Source organism: Pseudomonas sp. GNP014 (genome assembly GCF_054344005.1).
The window spans coordinates 3,597,100-3,618,228 of the sequence record NZ_JBTGUS010000001.1; the positions used below are offsets into that span (position 1 = coordinate 3,597,100).

The window sequence follows — 21,129 nt, forward strand, 5'->3', positions numbered from 1 at the left end:
TCACCTGAGAGTCAGTTACTGCTGCTGCTTTTGTTGTCGACGCGGTAGCCGAAGCTGAAACCCACGCCCTGGAACAACACCACATCGGCCAGTTGCCGGGCGAGATCGCCGGCACTCGCCAGTTTGGTTTTTGGTACGAACAGCATGTCGTCCGGTTGCAGGTAGGCGATCTGCGACGCGTCGCCCGACAGGGCTTTTTCCACGTCGTAGTGCACGGCCTGCACCTGGTTGCCGTTGCGGCGCATGATCACCACCGAATCCAGACGGGCCTTGACGTTGGTGCCCCGGGCCAGGGTCAGCGCCTCAAGCACCGACACCGGACGGCGGATCGGGTAGGACCCCGGCTGGCCGACTTCGCCGAGCACGTAGATTTCATTGCCGGCGGTGGACTTGAGCAGCACATCGACGCTCATCCGTCCGGGCAATTGCGCGTACTTCTGGTTGAGGAAGGTTTCCAGTTGATTGACGGTCATGCCTTGCAGCGGCACGGCGCCGATTTCCGGGAAGCTCGCGTAGCCGTCGGTGCCCACGGTGATCTCACGGCTCATGCCGGTGGCCGGGTGGTTCAGCGCGCTTTTCAGGTTCTGCTCGTTGGTCAACGGACTGATGATCTGCACGGTCAATTGATTGCGGTTGGGCTGAAACAACTGTTTGCGCTGATAGGCACGCTGAATTTCTTCACGGGCCTCATCGCTGGTCAGCCCGGCGATTTTCACCGAGGTGTTGGCCCCCGGCAGGTTGATGGTGCCGTCGGGCAGCACCAGTTGGTTGCCGTTGAGCTGGCTCGCTGCGGTGAAGTTCAGGCCGATCTGATCACCTGACTGCACGCGGTAGGCATCCGAGCCGCTGGTGCTGATGTGGAAGATCACGTCCAGCACATCCTGCGGGCGCAGGGTCTGCTCGACCTTCGGCATGTCGGTGGCCTGGGCGTTGGCCGGCGTCGCGGTGAGGATATTCACCGGCATGTTCTGGGTTTCGGAGGTGCTTGAGCAGCCTGCAAGCGGCAGCATCAGCAGAACAAGTATCTTGGCGTTCATGGCGTCATCCTTCGCGTTCGCTTACAGGTTTTTGTAAAGCCATTTGGGCATGTAGTACTTGCGTCGGTTGAACACGCTGCCGACCACTTTTGCCCCGGCCTGAGTCAGGCGTTGCACGGCGGCCTGGGCGACTTCCCAGCGGGTGTCTTCGGCGCGAACGACAAACACCACACCATCGACCTGCGTGCTGATCACCAGCGTGTCGGCGGCGGAATACACCGCATCGCCGTCGATCACCACAAAGCGATACTGGCTGCCCAACTGGTCGAGCAATGGGCTCAGGCGCTCGGCGGTGAGGTGTTCCAGGGTGCGGATCGGCCGGCCGTTGGGCAGTACGTGAAACGGCAGGCTCGACACCTGCACCACGCAGTCCTGCAACAGCGGCGGGTTGTCCGGGTTGAACAGCAAGTCACGCAGGCCGCGCTCCTTGCTCAGGTTCAATTGCCGGGTCAGGTTGCTTGCCGACTGGCTGGCGTCTACCAGCAGTACCTGGCCGCTGCTCATTTGCGCCAGTTGGCTGGCCAACGCGAGGGCGCTGGTGGTGGTGCCGGCCCCGGGGTTGGCGGCGGTCAGGAACAGGATCCGCAGATCCAGGTCCAGCACGGTCGAGGTCAGGTTCGATTCGCTGGGGTTGGCGATGCTCAGGCTTTTGTTGGTTGAACCGTCCATTAGCTTGCTCCGTGGCCGCTGAATACTTTGAAGGGGGTTTTCAACAGAATCTTCAAATCAAGCAAAAGGCTCTGCTCGGCGATATAGCTGAGGTCCAACTCAACGCGCTGGTCGAAGTCGATGTTGCTGCGTCCGGAGATCTGCCACAGGCCGGTCATGCCGGGGTAGATCGCCAGACGGGCAAGGTGGTTGTCCTTGTAGCGGTAGGCGTTGAACGAGGTCGGACGGGGGCCGACCAGGCGCATGTCACCGGTCACCACGTTGATCAGGTTGGGCAGTTCGTCGAGGCTGGTGCGCCGCAGGAAACCGCCAATCCGGGTGATGCGTGGGTCCTTGTCGATCTTGAAATCAATCGCGTCGACCCCGTGCTTGTTGAGGTGACGCAGCGACTCTTTCAATTCTTCGGCGTTGGCGACCATGGTGCGGAACTTGTACATGCCGAACTTGCGGCCGCGGTAGCCGGTGCGCTTCTGCACGAACATCACCGGCCCCGGACTGGTGAACTTGATGATCAGCGCCAGGGCGACCAACAGCGGCGAAATCAATAGCAGAATCGCCAGGGCGCCGAAGCAGGCCATCACTCGATTGGTGCGCGACAGTTGCCATGGACGACCGCCTTCGCGGCCCGTGAACCAGCCGCGTCCCTGGCGATGAATCGCCGCATCGAGGCGCATCCGGTGCTCGGGGTCAATGCGCTTGTCGCGGCGCATTTGTTGGATCGGTACACCTTGCTCATGTCCAGTCATGGGGTCCTCCGCTGATGTTCAGCCGCGAGCGGCGCGTGGGCGACAGGCAGTGGGGTAGTAGTCGCGGAACCAGGCGATGAAACGCCCCAGCCCCTCATCCAGCTCGATCCGGGGCTGGAACCCGGTGGCCTGGGCCAGATCGTCGGTCTCGGCACAGGTGTTGAGCACATCGCCCGGTTGCAGGGGCAAGAGCTCGACAATGGCTTTCTGACCGAGGTGTTTTTCCATCAACGCCAGGTAGGTTTTCAGCTCCACCGGGTGGTGGCCGCCGATGTTGAACAGGCACCACGGCGCCATGCTGCTGCCCGCGTCGGGATGTTCGCGATCCCACTCGGGGTGGTTGTGCGGCGGATGGTCGGTGAGGCGCGCGATGCTTTCGATGATGTCGTCGATGTAGGTGAAATCCCGTTGGTGCTCGCCGTAGTTGAACAGTTTCAGCGGCGTGCCTTCGGTGATCGCGCGGGCGAACTGGATCGGCGACATGTCGGGCCGACCCCAGGGGCCGTACACGGTGAAAAAGCGCAGGCCGGTGCTGGGAATACCGAACAGGTGGCTGTAGCTGTGGGCCATCAGCTCGTTGGCTTTTTTGGTCGCGGCGTACAGCGACAGCGGGTGATTGACGCCGTCGTGCACCGAATACGGGGTGTGCTGGTTGGCGCCGTACACCGAACTCGACGAGGCATAGATCAAGTGCTCGACCGGATGATGCCGGCAACCTTCGAGAATGTTCAAAAAGCCGCTGAGGTTGCTGTCCAGATAGGCCTTCGGGTTTTCCAGCGAGTAGCGCACCCCGGCCTGCGCCGCGAGGTGGATCACCACTTGCGGTTGCTCGCGGACAAACAGCGCTTCAATCGCGGCGGCGTCGGCCAGGTCAATCCGCGCGAGCGGGAAATGCCCGACCTGATCGCGTACCCATCGCACGCGATCGTGTTTGAGTTGCGGATCGTAATAGCCGTTGAAGTTATCCAGGCCGACCACCGCATGCCCGTCGCGCATCAGCCGCAACACGCAATGGGCGCCAATGAAGCCGGCTGCGCCGGTGACCAGGATTTTCATGGGCGTAGCCCTTGCGGTGCGATGTGACGCAGGCCGATGCCGCTGTAATGCAGGCCGGCGGCGGCCACGTGTTCCGGGTTGTAGAGGTTGCGGCCGTCGATGATGACTTTCGAACGCAGTTTTTCCGCGAGCAGGTCGAAGTCCACTACGCGAAAGTTTTTCCATTCGGTGCAGATCACCAAGGCATCGGCGTCTTCCAGAGTGTCGTCGCGGGTGGCGCACAGGTGCAGGTCGTTGCGATAGCCGTAAAGGCGCCGGCATTCGGACATGGCTTCCGGATCATAGGCTTGCACACTGGCGCCTTCGGCCCACAGCGCGTCCATCAGGTAACGACTGGGCGCTTCGCGCATGTCGTCGGTGTTCGGTTTGAACGCCAGGCCCCAGATCGCGATGGACTTGCCGGCCAGGCCTTGCGGAAACTGCGCCTTGAGTTTGCTGAAGAGGATGTGGCGCTGGCTGTCGTTGACGTCGGTGACGCTGCGCAGCAGTTTCAGCGGCATGCCGTTGTGTTCGGCGGTATGCAGCAGGGCACGCAGGTCCTTGGGAAAGCATGAGCCACCGAAGCCGCAGCCCGGATAGATGAAGTGGTAACCGATGCGTGGATCAGAGCCGATGCCTTTGCGCACGGCTTCGATGTCGGCGCCCAGCAGTTCGGTGAGGTTGGCCAGTTCGTTCATGAAACTGATGCGCGTGGCGAGCATGGCGTTGGCGGCGTACTTGGTCAGTTCGGCGCTGCGGTTGTCCATGAACATGAGTTTTTCGTGATTGCGGCAGAACGGCGCGTACAGCTCGCTCATCTGCTCGCGAGCCACGTCATCGCGAGTACCGACGATGATCCGGTCGGGGCGCATGCAGTCGGCAAGGGCGCTGCCTTCCTTGAGAAACTCGGGGTTGGAGACAACGCGCACGGCCAGATTGCTTTTGCCGCGACGCAGCAGTTCGCTGTTGGCGGTGGCCAGCACCTGATCGGCCGTACCGACCGGCACCGTGGACTTGATGATCAGGGTGCGATCGGCCTCCATGTGCGAAGCGATCTGCCGGGCGACGTTGAGCACGTGGCTGAGGTCGGCGGAACCGTCTTCATCGGCCGGCGTGCCGACGGCGATGAAAATCAGCTCGGCATGCTCGACCGCATCGCTGGCCTGGGTGCTGAACAGCAGACGGCCGGCCTTGATGTTTTCTTCAAGTGTGCCCGACAGTCCCGGTTCGCTGATGGGCGGCACGGCTTGTTGCAGTTGTTTAATCTTGTTTGGGTCAATATCTACGCATAAAACCCGATGACCGACATCTGCAAGTGCGGCGGCTTGAATAAGTCCAACATAGCCCGTGCCAAATACGCTCACGTCCATCTGCGCACCCTCGATAGAGCGAAAAGAAGAAGTTCGGAAGAAGACTGTAAAAGGGGTATAGCGCAGGGTTTGGAAAGCGTGTCAGCAAAATGACATGTTGCACGTGTATAACACTTGAGCGTTTTTTGGCGATTGGCCATCAAGTCATTGCTGCGATTGAATTTGTTGATTTCTTGCAGATTTGTTCAGATTCAAAATAAGCGATGGACGGTTGTAAGTCGCTAATTTAAAGGCTTGTAGCGTTTCGTGTGTGTCAGATTTGAGTCATCGTTTTTTTGACGCTTTCTAAAAAAAACAGTCAATTCTTGCGCTTTGATGGCCGGGTGCTAGTGTCAGATTTTGACCGACAAGCCTTTGACTCTCTGCCGTATTGCACGTCCGGTATCGCCATGTCCAGATATGCCAAAGAATTGCTTTTAATTATTTATCTGCTGCTTTATTCCGAATATTACATTGATCGGTTAAATGCTATCGGTGTCGGTTTTGCTGTGCTTCTTTTTGGCGCGATGTTTTTGGCGCTGACTTTAGCGTTATATCTAACGGCTTATATTCGTCAGGCGCTCATTCGCCACTTATTCGCAATAACACTGTTTGTCTCGGCGGTGTTTTTTGATGTCTATACCCGGGTCACTGCGGATTACCTGAGCTACAGCAGCTTTGTCTCCCTGGTGTACTCCGGCGGCTTCATCCAGGAAGCCGCCTACCAGTACCGCGACGCGATCATTCATGGCGCGCTCAGTGGCCTGCTGTTGTTGTTCGGCATCGGGCTCAAGCCGCGTCATGCGCTGAGGGTGCCCAATGCGCTGCGCGTGGCGGCGCCGTTGTGTGGCGTGTTGCTGTTGAGTACGGTGTTGTTCCTGCGGGCGGGCGAGGGCGCGCGGGGCTTGCCGATCATGTACACGCCGCTGGCCTATCTGAACCTGTTCGCCTACGAAGCGCTGCACAACACCGTCGGCCCGCGTGAACCAGTGACGCTGGCGCGCAACGCAACGGCGGTCAATCACGACATCGTGCTGATCATCGACGAAAGCATCTCTGGCAATTACCTGGACATCAACGCGCCGTTCGGGGTGCACAGCAACCTCAAGCAGGCGCATCCAGGTGTCGACATCTTCAATTACGGCTATGCCGCGTCCATTGCCAACTGCAGCGCCGACACCAACGTCACCCTGCGCTACGGCGGCACTCGCGACGATTACACGCGGATCAACAGCACCCTGCCGTCGATCTGGCAGTACGCGAAAAAAGCCGGGCTGCGCACGGTGTACATCGACGCCCAGCGCACCAGCGGCAACTTGCAGAACCTGATGACCGACAGCGAGAAAAAGGACATCGACCAATTCGTCCAGTTTGACCAGACCAGCGTGCGTGACCGCGACATGGCCGCCGCCGCGAAGCTGATCGAGTTGCTCAACGATGACCAGCCGGAGTTGGTGGTGATCAACAAGGTCGGCGCGCATTTCCCGGTGCACGACAAGTACCCCGACGCTTTCATGGCGTATCGCCCGACGCTGCCGCGCGGGCAGTTCACCGAAGTGGCCGACACCGGCAAGCGCGACGGTTTCAACGGCCAGCCGGACGATTGGGCGCTGTACCGCAATGCCTACAAGAACACGGTTCTCTGGAACGTTGGCGAGTTCTTCGCGCGGGTGTTTGCCCAGGCCAACTTGAATAATGCGCTGCTGATCTACACCTCCGATCACGGCCAGGACCTGCATGAACGCGGTAACCCCGGGCTCAATACGCACTGCGGCGGCGACCCGGTGGAGGAGGAGGGGCTGGTGCCGCTGGTGGTGATTCAGGGTGATCAGTTGCAGGGGCCCGACTGGGCGCAATCACTGACGGTGAACAAGGACCGCTCCAGCCACTACAACATTTTCCCGACCCTGCTGCAGTTGATGGGGTACGACCTGACGGGGATCGAGGCGGTGTATGGCAAGCCGTTGACGGTGCCGACGGCGGACGATTTCACCTTCAACTACCGCTTCAATGCGCGGCTGGGGGCCAAGCCTGAGTGGAAGCATATTGATCTGAACACCATTGTCACACCGGGGGAGGCGGCGACCCGTGTGGCAACCGGGCAGTGAGATTTGTGTTGGGCCAGCGGGCCTCATCGCTGGCAAGCCAGCTCCCACAGGGATTGAGGTTGTTCACAAATACTGAATACACCCAAAAACACTGTGGGAGCTGGCTTGCCAGCGATGAGGCCCGTGCAAACACCACTGATCTGAAGAGGCTGCTATCCGCTATCCTTGCCCCACACTGACCCAACGGATGGCGGCATGCTTCAGGTTCAAGGCGTCTTCAAAAGTTACCTCACCCCACAAGGCCCGCTCCCGGTGCTGCAAGGCATCGACCTGACCCTGGAGCCCGGCAGCAGTCTGGCGCTGATGGGTGAGTCCGGCAGTGGCAAAAGCACCTTGCTGCACCTGATCGCCGGCCTCGACAAGGTTGATCGCGGCAGCATCCGCAGCGGCGCGCATCGGCTGGAAACCCTGAACGAAGCGCAACTGGCCGACTGGCGCCGCACCGAGATCGGTCTGGTGTTCCAGCAGTTCAACCTGATCGGCAGCCTGCGGGTCGAGGACAATCTGGCGTTTCAGGCGCGCCTAGCCGGCCGCCATGATCCGCACTGGCAGGCGCATCTGGTGCAGCGCCTGGGGCTGGGCGAGTTGCTCAAGCGCTATCCCGAACAGTTGTCGGGCGGCCAGCAGCAGCGGGTCGCGCTGGCCCGGGCCCTGGCGTCGCGGCCGAAATTGCTGTTGGCCGACGAGCCCACCGGCAGCCTCGACGAAGCCACCAGCGATGAAGTGCTGCGTCTGTTGCTGGAGCTGCTCGACGACACGCCGACCACGCTGCTGATGGTCACCCACAGTCCGCGGGTTGCCGCACGCCTGGCGCAGCGGGTGGTGTTGTCCAATGGCCGGCTGACGTGAACGTTTTCTGGCAAACCCTGCGCGCGCTGCTCAGCCATTGGCGGCGGCATCCCGTGCAGTTTTTCAGTGTGCTGACCGGGTTGTGGCTCGCGACCAGTCTGCTGACCGGGGTCGAGGCGCTGAACAGTCAGGCCCGCGACAGTTACGCCCGGGCCAGCCAGATGATCGGTGGCGAACCCCAGGCCAGTCTCGCGACACCGAACGGTGCGACCTTTACGCAGCAATGGTTTGTCGATCTGCGCCGCGTCGGCTGGCCGGTTTCGCCGCTGTTGCAGGGGCGACTGGTGCTCAAGGATCACGATAACCAGCGTCTGCAACTGATCGGCATCGAACCGGTGTCACTGCCGGCGGATTCCGCCGTGGCCGGGCAGGCGATGCCGATCGAGCGTATCGTAGCGTTCTTCTCGCCGCCGGGTAGTACGTGGATTTCACCGGAGACGCTGCAGGCCTTGAACCTCAGCGAGGGCGCCACGCCGCAGACCGTCAACGGCCAGACCCTGCCGCCGTTGCACGCGCAACAGGACATGGCCCCGGGTGTGTTGCTGGTGGACATCGGCGTTGCGCAAACCCTGCTCGAACAACCCGGGCAACTGTCGCGGCTGTTATTGCCGAAGGATTTTCACGCCGAGCTGCCGGCGGCGTTCAACGGTCAGTTGCAGCTTAAAAGCAGTGCCGAGGAAAACAATCTGGCGCGCCTGACCGAGAGTTTTCATTTGAATCTCGATGCCTTGGGGTTTCTCTCGTTCGTGGTCGGGCTGTTCATCGTTCACGCGGCCATTGGCCTGGCGCTGGAACAACGGCGTGGACTGCTGCGTACCCTGCGCGCCTGCGGGGTGAGTGCGCGGATGCTGATCGGTAGCCTGATCGTCGAACTGGGTGTGCTGGCCCTGGTCGGCGGGGTGTTCGGGGTCATCAGCGGATACTGGCTGGCGAGTGTGTTGCTTCCGGACGTCGCCGCCAGCCTGCGCGGTCTCTACGGTGCGGAAGTGGCGGGGCAGCTGCGCCTGAGTCCGTGGTGGTGGTTCAGCGGTATCGGCCTGAGCCTGTTCGGCGCATTGCTGGCCGGTGCCAACAGTCTGCTGCGCGCGGCTCGCTTGCCGCTGTTGGCGGTGGCGGAACCGCAGGCCTGGCATCAGCAGCATGCGCGCTGGTTGCGGCGTCAGGGGTGGCTGGCGGCGCTATTGGGCGCGATGGCGTTGCTGGCGCTGGTCTGGGGCGACAGCCTCGGCAGTGGTTTTGCGTTGATGGCCGGGCTGCTGCTTGGCGCCGCGCTGGCGCTGCCGGTGGTGCTGAGCTCGGTGCTCAATCAACTGCTCGGGCGCAGTCGTTCGGTGCTCGGTCAGTGGTTTGTGGCCGACTGTCGCCAGCAACTGCCAGCGCTGAGTCTGGCGCTGATGGCGCTGCTGCTGGCGCTCGCAGCGAACATCGGCGCTGGCAGCATGACCGCCGGTTTTCGTCAGACTTTCAACGACTGGCTCGAACAGCGCCTGAGCGCCGAGCTTTATATCAACCCGGTCAATCCGGCGCAGTCCCGCGAACTGTATAGCTGGCTCAAGCAGCAGCCGAGCGTCAGCGCCGTACTGCCCAACTGGCAAGTGGCGGTGACCCTGCAAGGCTGGCCGGCGGATGTGTTCGGGACGATTGATCATCCGTATTACCGGCAGCACTGGCCGCTGCTCGACGCGATTGCCGGGGATCCGTGGGCGCACCTGGCGAACGACGACGCGGTGATGCTCAGCGAGCAACTGGCGCGGCGCCTGAGGGTGCGTGCGGGTGAGCATCTGAGCCTGCCGTTCCCGGGCGGAACCAGGTCACCGCGCATCGTCGGGATCTACGCCGACTATGGCAATCCCAGGGGGCACCTGCTGGTCAACAGCAACCATCTGTTGCGGCTGTGGCCGACACTGACGCCGAACCGTTTCAACCTGCGCATCGCGCCGCCCGACATCCCGTCATTTTTGTCGGCGCTGCAAACGCGCTTCCAGATTGATGACAGTCGTGTCGTCGATCAGGCGCGGCTCAAGGGCTGGTCGGTGCAAGTGTTCGAGCGCACGTTCGCGGCTACGGCGGCGCTCAACAGCCTGACGCTGGCGGTGGCGGGTGTGGCGCTGTTCATCAGCTTGCTGACCCAGAGCCAGAGCCGCCTCGGACAACTGGCGCCGCTGTGGGCGTTGGGTGTGACGCGCCGGCAGTTGATGCTGCTCAACCTCGGCCAGACCTGGCTGCTGGCGGTGCTGACGCTGATACTGGCGCTGCCGCTGGGAATCGCGCTGGCATGGTGCCTGGATGCGGTGATCAATGTGCAGGCGTTCGGCTGGCGGTTGCCGTTGCGGATCTTTCCGCTGCAACTCCTGCAACTGATGGGGTTGGCGCTGCTGGCGACCTTGCTCGCCTCAGCCTGGCCGCTGTATTCGTTGTACCGCACGCAACCGGCGGACCTGCTGAGGACGTTTGCCCATGAGGATTAACCGGGTGGCGTCGTTGTGCCTGGCATTGCTGCTGGCCGGCTGTGATCAATCGGCGCCTGAACAAAAGGGCTTTGCCGGGCTCGGCGACCAGGCGGCGCAGTTCACCCCCGTAGTACCCGGGCGGGTGTTCAGCTTCCCGGCCGATCACGGTGCCCATGACGGTTTTCGTATCGAGTGGTGGTACGTCACCGCCAATCTCAAGGACCCGCAGGGCAACGATTTCGGTGTGCAGTGGACGCTGTTTCGCAGCGCCTTGAAGGCCGTGTCGCAGCAACCGGGCTGGGGCAATCAGACGGTCTGGCTCGGCCATGCGGCGGTGACCTCGGCCACCGCGCACCATGCTGCCGAGCGTTATGCTCGGGGCGGCGTGGGGCAGGCCGGGGTGAACGTGGCGCCATTCGAGGCGTGGATCGATGACTGGCGGTTTGCCAGTCAGGCGCAGGATCCCCTGAGCGATATGCAACTCAGTGCACGCGCTCAATCATTCGCCTATCAACTGCACCTCACGTCCAGTCGGCCGCTGGTGTTGCAGGGCGATAATGGCTTCAGCCAGAAATCCGAGCAGGGCCAGGCCTCGTATTACTACAGCCAGCCGTTTTTCCAGGCCAGTGGCACCTTGCAGATCGACGGCCAGATCCACACTGTCAGCGGCCCGGCCTGGCTCGATCGCGAATGGAGCAGTCAGCCGCTGACCGCCAATCAGACCGGCTGGGACTGGTTCTCCCTGCACCTCGACAGCGGTGAACACGTCATGCTCTACCGCATGCGCCAGAAGGACGGCGCGCCATACCTCACCGGCACCTGGATCACCGCCGACGGCCAGGCGCAAACCTTGCGCAGTGAACAAATCGAACTCGTCCCGCAAGACACCGCCAAAGTCGCTGGACGTTCGATGCCGGTGCGCTGGACCATTCGCATTCCCGACAAGCAACTGGACATCAGCCTGTCCGCGTTGAACCCCAACGCCTGGATGAACCTGCGCATTCCCTATTGGGAAGGGCCGGTGCGGGTCAGCGGCAGCCATGGCGGGCGCGGCTATCTGGAAATGACCGGGTACTGACCGGCGCGCCTGCATTGGATTGAACTCCGTTTCATTTCGCCGCCTCTACACCGTAATACCTGTGGAGGATTGGCCATGAGCGACGACTTGCAACCCCCGGACCTCAGCATTTGGCAGCGCCTTTTCGACGACTCGACCTACTGGCAGCAATCCCCCGACGCTCACTACTTCGATCTGCAACGCATCGCCGACGACCTGCTGGGCCAAGGCGCGATCGATCTGGAGCAATGGCAGATCCTGCGCGCCAAGGCCGATGACCTGCACAAGGATTCCCCCGCGGCCAACGTCACCCGCGAACTCGACGACCCCGAAGCCTGAGGACAACCGCCATGAACCCCGTCAACTCCAGCGAACACCCCGACGAGCCCCGGCCACCAGGAGAAACCGAGCGCGACAACGACGCGTTGCGGCCAACCGATCCCAAACAGCGCCAGAACAGCGGCAAAGGCACACCGAGCGGCGAGTCCACCGCGCAGGACACGGCAAAGCAACAGACGACGGCCAAGCCCTGAACAGCGTCTATGCTCAGGGGCACATTCGGCGCCGAACGCGGTTCGACGCCGGGTGCTGCCATTCATCACAGGGAAAGGATCGTCTATGAAACTTCATACACTGGCCAAGGCCATCACCCTCGCCACCGTACTGTCCGCCACCAGCTTCGGCGCATTGGCCGCCGATATTCCGTTGTCTGCCACCCTCGAAGCGGATCAGGTCACGACTAAAGTGATCTCCGTTGACGCTGCCAAGCACCAGGTCGTGCTCGAGGGCGCCGAAGGTCGTCAAGTGCATGTCCAGCTCAGCGACAAGGCGAAAAACCTCGCCAATCTCAAGGTCGGCGATCTGGTCAAGGTTGAAGTCCAGCGCTCCGTCGCCGCGTACCTCGACACCGATGTGGATAAAGGTCTGCCTGGCACCGTCGAGCATACCGGCGAGTTGCGTAACTCCCCGGGCAGCGATAATCCGGGCGGTGAAGCGTTCCGTCAGGTTCAGGTGCAACTGAAAATCACCAAAATTGATTTGAAGAAAAATCAGGTGACCCTGCAAAACCCGCAAGGTCAATCGAAAATCCTCGACGTGAAAAAGCCTGAAATTCAAGCCAAGCTGAAAGATTTGAAAGAAGGGCAGAGCTGAACGTCATCGTCACTTACACCGATATATTAAAAGTGACCAGTCAACACGAAAGTTGAGTATTAACTCTACGGCATGACTGCTCTTGTACAGTTTTTGTATTAGAGTAGTCATACTATTAATAGGGTTTAGCGATCCCGAAAGTTTCACGCAAGAAATCGTCGATAAATATCTGTTAACTTGTTCGTACATAATTTTTACATTGAAGTATGAGGACATAAGCGCCAACTTCTATTAAAATCCAACCCGTTCGCCCAGTGTCAGGGCTCTTTACCGGTGCATGGATTGCCAGGCCATTACACTGGGCGAACACCTCTTCGGAGCGGATGTATACAATTTCTGCAAGCAAAAAGGGCGACTTTGCAGTCGCCCTTTTTTATTGGACTTAAATTAACCTTCACTTGCATCGTCTTCTGGTTTATGCCCTCTGAAGACGCTTGAGGGTGGCCTGATACATCTTCGTGCGCCGGTGGTTTTCCCCGTAGGTACCCGCCGCTGCAACGGTTCCTGCCTGAATGTGATCCAGATAGCTGAAAATCTTGCGCGGCGAGAGGAATTTGATGCCGTAACCCAAGTTGACCATCCGGTCCTGCAGGGTATAACCGGGCACTCGATCATCCATACAAAAGTGCAGGCCTTGAGACTTCATCAAGCGGACATTCCACAACGTGCAGAAACTTTTCAGATGCGTTTCTTTGTAAGGTCTTGGCTGTTTCGAACGCAGGCCCATACGCACTTTCGCTTTACGAACATAGTGCTTGCAGAAGCGCGAAGTTAAACGCCAGGTGTCACGAACAATTCCGCGATTGAGTTGCTCTACACAACCGACTGCGGCCATGTCCGGTGTTTTTGTGCACTCACGCATCATCATGGCAAACACTTCTTTGTCGTAGACAAAGGTGTCGGTGTGCAGCAGAAACAGATAATCGGTGTCGACTTTGTCCAGCGCCAGATCCAGCGCTTTGCCGTGCGCAATGTGGCCGGGTTCTTTACCCGGCGAAGGACGTTCGATCAGATTGATCCAGTCAAGCGAACGCAAGTAATCAAGACTGGCATCGGCCGAATCATTGTCCACGACCCACACCGGAATATGCAGCTCCTTGACATGTGGGTGCAATAACTCAAGACACATCCTGGTGATGTCAGGGGTTTTGTAATTTACCAAGACAAGACTGAAATTCGCTTGTGGCCGGGCTGGTAAATCGAACGCTCTCATATCAGAAGGACTCATCCGCGGTTCATGGGGCGACAGGGGGTTCATGAGACGCGTACTGGTAGCGACGCAACCTTAGTCGAACCTTAATTTGCAGATTTCCTGAGCGCGGCGAGTGTCTGAAAGCGTTCGATTTGCCTGGAAATGCCACGGGTGCCGGAGATCGTTACACGCTAAAATGCGCGCCCAACGGCTCAAGGAAGCAACGGCAAGCGCCGACGTATCACGGATGAAACCACTTTCCCTCTACCACCCGGCCCTGTACTGGCTGCGCGTGTGGCAAAAAAGACTGTTCCGCCAGATCGCCTGGCGCTGCTCCGGCAAACGCTACGCAAGCCTTCGCGCACAGGTCGAGCGCCTGCCATTTCGCTACCTCAAACACACCTCGAAACTCATCCGCAAACTCGGCGACTCCGACCTTGTCCTGCAACACAACAAAGTCATCAACCTCAAACTGGCTGTCGCCGCCATCGACGGCGTCATCATCGCCCCCGGCGAACACTTCTCCTTCTGCCGCCTCGTCGGCCGCCCGACACGCGAACGCGGGTATGTGGAAGGCATGGAACTGTCCTTCGGCGAAGCTCGACGCGGGGTGGGCGGTGGCATTTGCCAACTGAGCAACCTGATTCACTGGATGGCGATCTCACTCACCGCTGGTAGTGGTTGAACGCTCCAACCACAGCTTCGATCCGTTTCCGGATGAGGGGCGGGTGCTGCCGTTTGGATCCGGGGCGGCGATTTTCTACAACTACGTTGATCTGGTGCTGCACAACCCGACGGATCGGAGCTTTCAGCTGAAGTTGAACGTCGGCGAGACACAACTCGAAGGGGAGTTGTTGTGTGATCGGGTGAGGGAATATCGCTATCACGTGTTTCAAGAGGCGCATCGGTTTGTGCGGGAGGGGGCGCGGGTGTATCGGGAGAATGAGATTTGGCGGGAGGTGCGGGAGAAGGGGCAGGTTGGGGAGTTGGTGGAGAGGGTGAGGTTGTATCGGAATCGGGTGGTGGTTAAGTACGACGTGGACGAGCAGATGTTCGAAGCGAGCTAGTATTTTGCGCAAGGTTTTCGTTGGATTTTTTAAGCCACAAGGAAGTAACAAATGATCAAGCGTTTCAAAACTGTCGGTACGGCGGGCACGGCACTTTTTTCAATGTTCATCGCCTGTAATACGTGGGCACAAGCGCCGCGTGATTACTACGACGGCATGAAGGCAGGGAAGTGCGCGCCGAAATTCTGAGCGGCTGCATGAACAAGCGGTCGCAGGTGATCTTGACGCGCAGACGCAGTTTGGCAAAGCCATTCAAGAGAACCTCTGCGGGGTGGTTGAGCAGTGGTCACCGGGCATGCCGGAAGCGTGGTTTCGCAAAGCTGCAGAGCAAGGTAATGCTGAAGCGCAAGTCGGATTGGCTGAGGAACTTCGTTGGGATCGAAGCGTTGAGGGTGAAGACGCAAGTGTTTACTGGGATTTGAAAGCTGCGGAGCAGGGGAACGCCAAAGCGCAGTTCAGTTTGGCGCAGATCTACCATCGCGGTGGCCGATCGATCAAAAATCTCAAGGACATGGACAAAGCATTAGCGTACTACCACCAATCCGCCGAAGGCGGATATCCCTCAGCCTACATGCTGCTGGCAAGCCTCTATGAGAAGGGTGACGGAGTTACACAGGACGATGTTGTTGCCGCTCAGTGGTATCGCAAACTGGCTGAAACCGGTGACGATTACGGACAGCTTCACCTCGCGGAAATGATCGCCGCTGGACGAGGTGTGGACAAGGATGAAGCTCTGGCATTTTCCTGGTTTGGCAAGTCGGCTGCGCTCGGCAATAAGTATGCGCAGTATGAAATGGCGCAAATGCTTGAACAGGGGCGAGGCACCGTAAAAAACCAACGTGAAGCGGCCAAGCTTTACCGCAAGTCTGCGGATGCAGATTTTGGCAACGCGCAGTTGGCGCTTGGGAAAATGTACGCGCAAGGACGTGGCGGTTTGCCAAAAAGCAAATCCAAGGCCGAGTACTGGATGCTCAAAGCAATTGAACGCAGTGCTCCGGGAGCTAAAGAAGAGCTGCAAAAGCTTTGATTTAAACGGGGAGAATATATTGATTTAAAAGAGGGCGATCATGGGGTCGCCCACTTTTTATACGGATAAATCAGACTTCTTGCCGCCAGGCAGAGAAAGTGATCACGGTGCCTTCGTCTTCTCTGTTGCTGATTTCGATCTTGTAAGTCCCACCACCGAGATAGCCTTCCACCAGCGCCTTGCGCTGGTTGCCGCTGATTTCGGCGTCCTTCGCATGCTGCTGATAGAAGTCGATGACGTCCGCGTACTCTGTAAAAGTCCGGAGAATGACCTCGAACTCATGTTGTGGACGGCCGGCTATTTTGTCCCAATCACCATCAATCGGCGTGCCCTCCATCCCCGGCGTCGTGAAAACACCGTGGGCGCCAGCACCTATCAGGTGAGCCCGCTGCGGAAGCATCGCCAGCATGGCTTTGGGAAAGTCGGAAGGTAACTGTGCCGCTGTCCACGCTCCCTCTTCCGGTTTGGTTGCAGCGTATTCAACGCTGGCAATTTTCTGCGCGTTGGCTCGGCGTTCCGGGTCATCACTTTCCGCCCATATCGCCATCATCGGAGGCAGTTGTTTACTCCAGCCGATCAAAGATTCGGCATCAGCTTGTTTAGCGCCTTGCGGTTGGAAAATGGTCAGCACGGTTTGCGGGGCATCATTACAGGTCAAAGCCTCCTCACGCGACTTGACCGTGCAGTGGCCATTGACCAGCCCGACAGCGACCAACTGGCCCTTGTCGTTAAGCAACAATGCGCCGCGCTCAAACCCATTGTTGCCATCATCCATGGCAGTAATCATTTTGCTGCCGGCAGGCACACCGTCCGCAAACGTCGACATTTCCGAATCAAGCGCTTCCAGAACTTGCTGCACAATCATTGTGTTGTCGTTGGTGTAGCTACCGGTTTGATAGCCAAAAAAATCGACCAGTGCTGAGCGCACCGCTGGATCCTGGTTGAGCTTTGGCGCGCGTTCTGCGGTGGGTTCATTTGAAAGTAACAGGGCAGTGGTGCCGTCGGGGCGTTGTTCGGAGCGAAGGGACAGTGCAGTCGCATTAAGGGAGAAGGTGAGGGCGAGGAGGATGGAAAATGGGCGATTCAAGCGTTTCAAGGCTACAGTCCTTTGATTGTTCAGTCCGGGGGAGTAGAGGTTAAACAACGAGACTTCTCAGGGGCTGCCTGCGGTTCTCTCGTTTTTTCTAAAGCAAATACCAGGCTTGTCGGGATTAAAGTTTTTAGTCCTCGTTGAGCCACTCGGCATTTTGCACCATGGCTTCTTCTAGCCACTTATCGAAGCTAGCGTAGGTGGCGTGAAGTTCCCAGCCCTCTGACGCATAAGCATGAATTATCAACACATGGGGCTGCCCAGAAAAATCATCCCCATCAAAACATGCGATGTCATCATTCGCGTTGAATTTGGCAAATGGGATCAATGTGCGTTCTGGATAAAGCTGTTTGAGTGTTTTGTACCAGTTGTTGATTGTACCTTCGTTGTATACCAGCAGCCACCAAGGCTCGATATCTGTTTCTGGTTCAATGGATGCAAAATGCAGGAAGTTTGTAGGGTATGGGTAGGCGGGTAGGTCATCGATGTTGAGATGGATTTGCATAAGTAATTAATCAGGAGAAAACCACGTTTAGAGCGCGGAAAGATTGATGGCCGTTCGGGGTAGACTACCTTCAGACAAAATAAATCTGTCCCCTTTTTTGCTCCTTTGAGTTGTAGATTTGATTTTCTAAATTTTCTGAACTGGATACGTGTCGCCCGTGATTGTAATTGATCTTCCATCTGATTTTATGTCTTCGATGCTGTTAATAACCACCTTAAGTTCTCTTGAGTTGGGGAATAGGAAGTAAAAAAGCTCGAAGTAAAGATGATCTTTTATAAGGCTGGCAGCGAAATTGTGATGGTCGTTTAAAATTTCATTAAAGGTTGGGTAACCTATTTTTTTTAGTTCGGGAATGTCAGCGTAGCCTTGCTCAGAGTCATCAATTTTGCATTCGGCAATAAATGAGTTTGCATGGTTGATGAACTTTTCCGGGAACTCGTCGTTGTTTATCGTCATTTCGTATTTTTTTGTTTCGAGAATTGATTTCTCACCGAAGCCTAGGCTCCTGTAAGTGATCGTGTTTAGATTGACTTCTGTGCCGGCTGATTTAAATATCATGGAAATTCTCCAGGTGGTATTGGCGTAATCGTACCATCCTCTTTAAGCGTTATTGAACTTGAGAATTAATCAGGGACAGACCGCGTTTAAAGTGCGAAACGGAAAAATATAGCCTGTCCTTCTATTGCGCGGAGCTCGCAAGTGAAAAGGTTGCTCATGTATCGTTTTTGATCTTATTCTGTATCAATGAGTTTTTTGTATCGGTTGAATATAGTTTTGCAGGTTTGATCTTCGTTAACTAGGTTTTCATAAAAGCTGTCGTTTTCAGCCCACTCTTGAAAAACAAATTGAGTTTTGTTTTTGTTGTTGTGAGTCTCCTTGGATTTCAAAATCCAGTGAGATGAAAGTTTCTTGTCGGAAATCTCAAAAAAATCTAGGGCAAACGGTTTCGGATATTCGTCATAGGGTTCTGTGCAAATGTAAAGCCAAGGGCAGTTATCCCAAAGCTCAATGCCATAAACTACATATTCTTTTCCAATTTCGATTTTCAGTTCATCGTCGCCAATTGAAATGTAGCGCTTTAGTCTTGATGCTGTTTCTGTCGAGAAGTTTTCGCCTATCTTGTTTGTTTTGCATGTGACTTTCACTTTTTGTCTCCGGGTGGAACGCTTGGATCGTTACCCCATAGAAAATAAATCTGTCCCTTTTTTTAGTCTTTTTTTATGGAAAAGAAACGTAATGTCCCTGGTCACGTTTACGCGCTAGGGCTTCTACTTTTAAATATTTTTTGGGGGAAGTGAAAAATCTTTTCGGCTGTTCAGGGTAGATATGGACTGTCCCCACTTACCATTGTTCTATTATTTGTATACTCGATAACCCGCATCAAAATCGCTAACGGTGTGTATATTGCTGTAGGTTGTGTCGAATATTCCCTGGATTGGAGGTTGGACACGATTTGCTTGTAAATTTAAGAGTTCTACTGAGTTCTGGAGTTCTTCGTATGTTGCTATATAAGTATGGTTCGAAGGGGTGAACTCGATAGTTACTTTTTTTGGTGAGATAATGGCAAGATTGATCAATAACTGTGGTGTTGAGAATGATCTTCCTCCGACGTCGTAGATTTTATCTTCGTTCGCTAATTTGGGGCCGTAAGATTCGTGCGTCAAGTAGCCTTCATCTTGGTTTAATAGACGTATTAGTTTTTCATGGCCCTTTATTTTCTCAAATGTAATGATTGCTTTCTTGAGTATTAGGAAGCCGTCCTCGTCCATGTTTTCCAAGAATTTCGAATTCTGAAGTTTTATTGAAGAAACTACTGGTTCGTCTATTAGGTTAAGAACGACATTAAAAATTTCGAGTTGAAAGCTATTATGAATGTTTTCAGTTGGAGGGATGTTTATATAGGATATAACTCCGCCGGCATTGTCGAAATCGATGGCGCCAAAGGATTCTGTAATGTCAATTAAAAAATTCATTTCGCTCTCTCGATTATAAGCAGAAAAGGGGGCAGATTTATTTTCAGTTTATAGTAAATAAATTTGTCACCTTTTTATATAGATTCAAAAAACTGTGCTCTGCTCCGTTTTGAAATAAGGAATCGTGGTCTGTCCCCGTTTTGCCTCGTTTTATTCCCCGTTTACGATAATTTGAAGTGGATCGGATTATTTGTATTTATCTTGCAGTTTTTTCAGAGTTGGCTCGATATGCATAGTTTTCGGCAGTTTTTCCGACTGACACCACTCTGTTATGCACTCAATGGCTTCATTGAAAGGTAGGGAAACATGGCTCTCCATGAATTCGAATGCAATACCTTCTATTAGGTATTCGGGAATGTTATCTGGGTCAGCATCAGTGCTGATATAAACTCCTGACATTTCAATTCCGAATCCTTGTGATTCGAGAAGGCTTTCCAGCGCTTTTGGAAGAAAGCTGGGGTTGTGCAGCGACGAGGACTCCAAAAGATCTAATAAGCAATTATGGATTGTGTTTTTTTGGCTTGTAGTCAGCGTAGTCATATTCTTGTCATCACTTCATAGAAGGGTGGAAATTTGTGACGGTTGTTAGCGTCTCGTCCAGATAAATTCGAAATTTTATACCATTATGGTACGCACTATATACCCGCTTTCCACTGGCTTTTGCTTCGCTGTAACCTGAGGCAGCGGCCTCTTTTCCCGCCTCGAACATCTGGTCAGTAGATATTACACTCGGGTCGTAGACTGTTTTCGGATTACCAAACTCCTTAATACCATCAACCTTACCCGTTCTGTCCAGAGAGTCTCGCCCATAGGTAATTTCCGAAAGACCAGGGGTGCTGGGACTTTGCGTCTCTGAAAGGATATGTAATTTATTGTCAGTGGCTGCTTGGAGGAATTTATCTCGGTTATGAGCTCCTTTAACGCCAGACTTGGAGCTATAGCCATCGGCTCTTTCGAGGTGACCTCGAGCATCATTACTGATGGGCACGCCTTTATGCATGGTGACGCCAGGGCAGTTGTTTAGCCCTAAGGGGTCAATCCACCCAGTTGGGTTGGTAACGTATTGGTAGTTGTTCAATCCTCCCACAAGCTTGATTGGATCTGGCGTCAAAAACCGTCCAGTCCCCGGATTGTAGTAGCGGTGGCGGTTGTAATGTAACCCTGTCTCCGCATCGAAATACTGACCCTGGAACCGCAACGGGTTATCGATCTCACTGACGTCCAGCGCAGCGAGGTTACCGTAGGCTCGGTACTTCGCCGACTACATGATTTCACCGCTGTAATCGGTGAGTTCCTGCGGTGTGCCGAGGTGGTCGAGTTGGTAATAGAACGGCGTTGCTTTACGTGGGCCTTCGCCATCGAGCATCGCCAATGGGCGGAAGCTGCCCGGTTCGTAGATGTAGCTGCGGTAACGGTTTTCGGCGCTTTCGGCAATCAGGCGTTCGCCTTGCCACAGGAATTCGGTGATGTGGCCGTCGACGGTTTTTTCGATGCGGCGGCCGTTGGCGTCGTAGTTGTAGCGACGCTGGAACAGGTTTTTGTCGCGTTGGCTGACGCTATGGGCTTGCAGGCGACCCTGTTCGTCTTACTGGTATTGGCTGAGCAATAGTTCTTGCTGGCGCTGTTGTTCGCGGCCGGCGCTGAACTGGTGAGCGGTCAGACGTGAGCCGTTGAGGTCGATGGTGCTCAGGCGCCCACCGCGAAGGTGGCGGTAGTCGAGTTTGCTGCCATCGGGCAGGCGACGATGGCTCAATTGGCCGACGTTGTTGTATTCATCCAGAAGAAACGAAAAGAAACGTGGTTTGCTCCCCGACCATTGCTTA

Annotated in this window: 21 protein-coding genes and 2 pseudogenes; 10 read left to right on the forward strand and 13 right to left on the reverse strand. The window is 56.3% G+C overall.

Translation table 11 applies throughout. From position 1 onward, the window contains the following. Positions 1–11: 11 nt before the first annotated feature. The 5 genes from ACXX9E_RS16175 to ACXX9E_RS16195 are packed head-to-tail and all read right to left on the reverse strand — an operon-like array spanning position 12 to position 4,857. A complete protein-coding gene (locus tag ACXX9E_RS16175; protein WP_128613588.1) occupies positions 12–1,037 on the reverse strand; it encodes a polysaccharide biosynthesis/export family protein in 1,026 nt (341 codons plus the stop codon). Positions 1,038–1,058: 21 nt separating this feature from the next. Beyond that, a complete protein-coding gene (locus tag ACXX9E_RS16180) occupies positions 1,059–1,706 on the reverse strand; it encodes a CpsD/CapB family tyrosine-protein kinase (RefSeq protein WP_186747301.1) in 648 nt (215 codons plus the stop codon). Then, positions 1,706–2,452 carry a sugar transferase gene (locus ACXX9E_RS16185; protein ID WP_447808776.1) on the reverse strand — a complete coding sequence of 249 codons (747 nt, stop codon included), beginning with the start codon at positions 2,450–2,452 and terminating at the stop codon, positions 1,706–1,708. Before ACXX9E_RS16185 ends, ACXX9E_RS16180 begins: the two co-directional genes overlap by 1 nt. A gap of 18 nt (positions 2,453–2,470) precedes the next feature. Further along, positions 2,471–3,508 (reverse strand): NAD-dependent epimerase, encoded by a 1,038-nt coding sequence (locus ACXX9E_RS16190; RefSeq protein ID WP_128614155.1) that lies wholly within the window; start codon positions 3,506–3,508, stop codon positions 2,471–2,473. Continuing rightward, positions 3,505–4,857, reverse strand: coding sequence for a UDP-glucose dehydrogenase family protein (locus ACXX9E_RS16195; RefSeq protein WP_123467516.1), 1,353 nt, complete (start codon positions 4,855–4,857; stop codon positions 3,505–3,507). Before ACXX9E_RS16195 ends, ACXX9E_RS16190 begins: the two co-directional genes overlap by 4 nt. Before the next feature lie 389 nt (positions 4,858–5,246). Here ACXX9E_RS16195 and ACXX9E_RS16200 point away from each other — a divergent pair, with 389 nt between their 5' ends. The 7 genes from ACXX9E_RS16200 to ACXX9E_RS16230 all read left to right on the forward strand — a co-directional run bounded on the left by ACXX9E_RS16200 (position 5,247) and on the right by ACXX9E_RS16230 (position 12,452). After that, positions 5,247–6,944, forward strand: coding sequence for a sulfatase-like hydrolase/transferase (locus ACXX9E_RS16200; RefSeq protein ID WP_458555703.1), 1,698 nt, complete (start codon positions 5,247–5,249; stop codon positions 6,942–6,944). Between the two features lie 195 nt (positions 6,945–7,139). Then, the gene (locus ACXX9E_RS16205) at positions 7,140–7,793 is read left to right on the forward strand and encodes an ABC transporter ATP-binding protein (RefSeq protein ID WP_186747305.1); all 654 of its coding nucleotides are present in this window, start codon (positions 7,140–7,142) and stop codon (positions 7,791–7,793) included. Beyond that, positions 7,790–10,261: an ABC transporter permease gene (locus ACXX9E_RS16210; RefSeq protein WP_458555704.1), complete on the forward strand. Its 2,472-nt coding sequence runs from the start codon at positions 7,790–7,792 to the stop codon at positions 10,259–10,261. The genes ACXX9E_RS16205 and ACXX9E_RS16210 overlap by 4 nt, the downstream gene beginning before the upstream one ends. Continuing rightward, the gene (locus tag ACXX9E_RS16215) at positions 10,251–11,321 is read left to right on the forward strand and encodes a lipocalin-like domain-containing protein (protein WP_458555705.1); all 1,071 of its coding nucleotides are present in this window, start codon (positions 10,251–10,253) and stop codon (positions 11,319–11,321) included. The genes ACXX9E_RS16210 and ACXX9E_RS16215 overlap by 11 nt, the downstream gene beginning before the upstream one ends. Before the next feature lie 75 nt (positions 11,322–11,396). After that, entirely contained in the window at positions 11,397–11,639 is a 243-nt protein-coding gene (locus tag ACXX9E_RS16220) for a hypothetical protein (protein WP_458555706.1), read from the forward strand. 11 nt (positions 11,640–11,650) lie between these two features. Next, positions 11,651–11,833, forward strand: a complete 183-nt coding sequence (locus ACXX9E_RS16225; protein WP_123467528.1) for a hypothetical protein — start codon at positions 11,651–11,653, stop codon at positions 11,831–11,833. Positions 11,834–11,918: 85 nt separating this feature from the next. Then, a complete protein-coding gene (locus ACXX9E_RS16230) occupies positions 11,919–12,452 on the forward strand; it encodes a hypothetical protein (RefSeq protein WP_458555707.1) in 534 nt (177 codons plus the stop codon). 415 nt (positions 12,453–12,867) lie between these two features. Here the strand turns inward: ACXX9E_RS16230 and ACXX9E_RS16235 are convergent, their stop codons facing one another. Beyond that, positions 12,868–13,665, reverse strand: a complete 798-nt coding sequence (locus tag ACXX9E_RS16235; RefSeq protein WP_458556584.1) for a glycosyltransferase family 2 protein — start codon at positions 13,663–13,665, stop codon at positions 12,868–12,870. A gap of 226 nt (positions 13,666–13,891) precedes the next feature. Between ACXX9E_RS16235 and ACXX9E_RS16240 the strand changes: the two are divergent. The 3 genes and pseudogenes from ACXX9E_RS16240 (at position 13,892) to ACXX9E_RS16250 (ending at position 15,738) form a co-directional block, all read left to right on the forward strand. After that, positions 13,892–14,711 (forward strand): annotated as a pseudogene (locus tag ACXX9E_RS16240) (VanW family protein). Between the two features lie 51 nt (positions 14,712–14,762). Next, entirely contained in the window at positions 14,763–14,900 is a 138-nt protein-coding gene (locus ACXX9E_RS16245; protein ID WP_458555708.1) for a hypothetical protein, read from the forward strand. A gap of 106 nt (positions 14,901–15,006) precedes the next feature. Then, complete coding sequence (locus ACXX9E_RS16250; RefSeq protein ID WP_458555709.1) at positions 15,007–15,738, forward strand: tetratricopeptide repeat protein; 732 nt, start codon at positions 15,007–15,009, stop codon at positions 15,736–15,738. A 70-nt stretch (positions 15,739–15,808) separates the two neighbouring features. Here the strand turns inward: ACXX9E_RS16250 and ACXX9E_RS16255 are convergent, their stop codons facing one another. From ACXX9E_RS16255 to ACXX9E_RS16285, 7 genes and pseudogenes are all read right to left on the reverse strand, one after another. Beyond that, complete coding sequence (locus ACXX9E_RS16255; protein WP_458555710.1) at positions 15,809–16,834, reverse strand: hypothetical protein; 1,026 nt, start codon at positions 16,832–16,834, stop codon at positions 15,809–15,811. A 124-nt stretch (positions 16,835–16,958) separates the two neighbouring features. Then, complete coding sequence (locus tag ACXX9E_RS16260) at positions 16,959–17,333, reverse strand: SMI1/KNR4 family protein (protein WP_458555711.1); 375 nt, start codon at positions 17,331–17,333, stop codon at positions 16,959–16,961. Between the two features lie 126 nt (positions 17,334–17,459). Then, positions 17,460–17,891, reverse strand: coding sequence for a hypothetical protein (locus ACXX9E_RS16265; RefSeq protein WP_458555712.1), 432 nt, complete (start codon positions 17,889–17,891; stop codon positions 17,460–17,462). Positions 17,892–18,064: 173 nt separating this feature from the next. After that, positions 18,065–18,478: a hypothetical protein gene (locus ACXX9E_RS16270; protein ID WP_458555713.1), complete on the reverse strand. Its 414-nt coding sequence runs from the start codon at positions 18,476–18,478 to the stop codon at positions 18,065–18,067. A 210-nt stretch (positions 18,479–18,688) separates the two neighbouring features. Beyond that, entirely contained in the window at positions 18,689–19,306 is a 618-nt protein-coding gene (locus ACXX9E_RS16275) for a hypothetical protein (RefSeq protein ID WP_458555714.1), read from the reverse strand. A gap of 186 nt (positions 19,307–19,492) precedes the next feature. Next, positions 19,493–19,846, reverse strand: a complete 354-nt coding sequence (locus tag ACXX9E_RS16280) for a hypothetical protein (protein WP_141232643.1) — start codon at positions 19,844–19,846, stop codon at positions 19,493–19,495. A gap of 10 nt (positions 19,847–19,856) precedes the next feature. Continuing rightward, positions 19,857–21,080 (reverse strand): annotated as a pseudogene (locus ACXX9E_RS16285) (RHS repeat-associated core domain-containing protein); the annotation flags it as partial. Positions 21,081–21,129 lie beyond the last annotated feature (49 nt).

What these genes read in the sequence shown, in the direction of transcription:
- ACXX9E_RS16175 (WP_128613588.1), bottom strand. Translation starts at nt 1,037, where the DNA reads ATGAACGCCAAGATACTTGTTCTGCTGATGCTGCCGCTTGCAGGCTGC.
- ACXX9E_RS16180 (WP_186747301.1), bottom strand. Translation starts at nt 1,706, where the DNA reads ATGGACGGTTCAACCAACAAAAGCCTGAGCATCGCCAACCCCAGCGAA.
- ACXX9E_RS16185 (WP_447808776.1), bottom strand. Translation starts at nt 2,452, where the DNA reads ATGACTGGACATGAGCAAGGTGTACCGATCCAACAAATGCGCCGCGAC.
- ACXX9E_RS16190 (WP_128614155.1), bottom strand. Translation starts at nt 3,508, where the DNA reads ATGAAAATCCTGGTCACCGGCGCAGCCGGCTTCATTGGCGCCCATTGC.
- ACXX9E_RS16195 (WP_123467516.1), bottom strand. Translation starts at nt 4,857, where the DNA reads ATGGACGTGAGCGTATTTGGCACGGGCTATGTTGGACTTATTCAAGCC.
- ACXX9E_RS16200 (WP_458555703.1), top strand. Translation starts at nt 5,247, where the DNA reads ATGTCCAGATATGCCAAAGAATTGCTTTTAATTATTTATCTGCTGCTT.
- ACXX9E_RS16205 (WP_186747305.1), top strand. Translation starts at nt 7,140, where the DNA reads ATGCTTCAGGTTCAAGGCGTCTTCAAAAGTTACCTCACCCCACAAGGC.
- ACXX9E_RS16215 (WP_458555705.1), top strand. Translation starts at nt 10,251, where the DNA reads ATGAGGATTAACCGGGTGGCGTCGTTGTGCCTGGCATTGCTGCTGGCC.
- ACXX9E_RS16220 (WP_458555706.1), top strand. Translation starts at nt 11,397, where the DNA reads ATGAGCGACGACTTGCAACCCCCGGACCTCAGCATTTGGCAGCGCCTT.
- ACXX9E_RS16225 (WP_123467528.1), top strand. Translation starts at nt 11,651, where the DNA reads ATGAACCCCGTCAACTCCAGCGAACACCCCGACGAGCCCCGGCCACCA.
- ACXX9E_RS16230 (WP_458555707.1), top strand. Translation starts at nt 11,919, where the DNA reads ATGAAACTTCATACACTGGCCAAGGCCATCACCCTCGCCACCGTACTG.
- ACXX9E_RS16235 (WP_458556584.1), bottom strand. Translation starts at nt 13,665, where the DNA reads ATGAGAGCGTTCGATTTACCAGCCCGGCCACAAGCGAATTTCAGTCTT.
- ACXX9E_RS16245 (WP_458555708.1), top strand. Translation starts at nt 14,763, where the DNA reads ATGATCAAGCGTTTCAAAACTGTCGGTACGGCGGGCACGGCACTTTTT.
- ACXX9E_RS16250 (WP_458555709.1), top strand. Translation starts at nt 15,007, where the DNA reads ATGCCGGAAGCGTGGTTTCGCAAAGCTGCAGAGCAAGGTAATGCTGAA.
- ACXX9E_RS16260 (WP_458555711.1), bottom strand. Translation starts at nt 17,333, where the DNA reads ATGCAAATCCATCTCAACATCGATGACCTACCCGCCTACCCATACCCT.
- ACXX9E_RS16265 (WP_458555712.1), bottom strand. Translation starts at nt 17,891, where the DNA reads ATGATATTTAAATCAGCCGGCACAGAAGTCAATCTAAACACGATCACT.
- ACXX9E_RS16275 (WP_458555714.1), bottom strand. Translation starts at nt 19,306, where the DNA reads ATGAATTTTTTAATTGACATTACAGAATCCTTTGGCGCCATCGATTTC.
- ACXX9E_RS16280 (WP_141232643.1), bottom strand. Translation starts at nt 19,846, where the DNA reads ATGACTACGCTGACTACAAGCCAAAAAAACACAATCCATAATTGCTTA.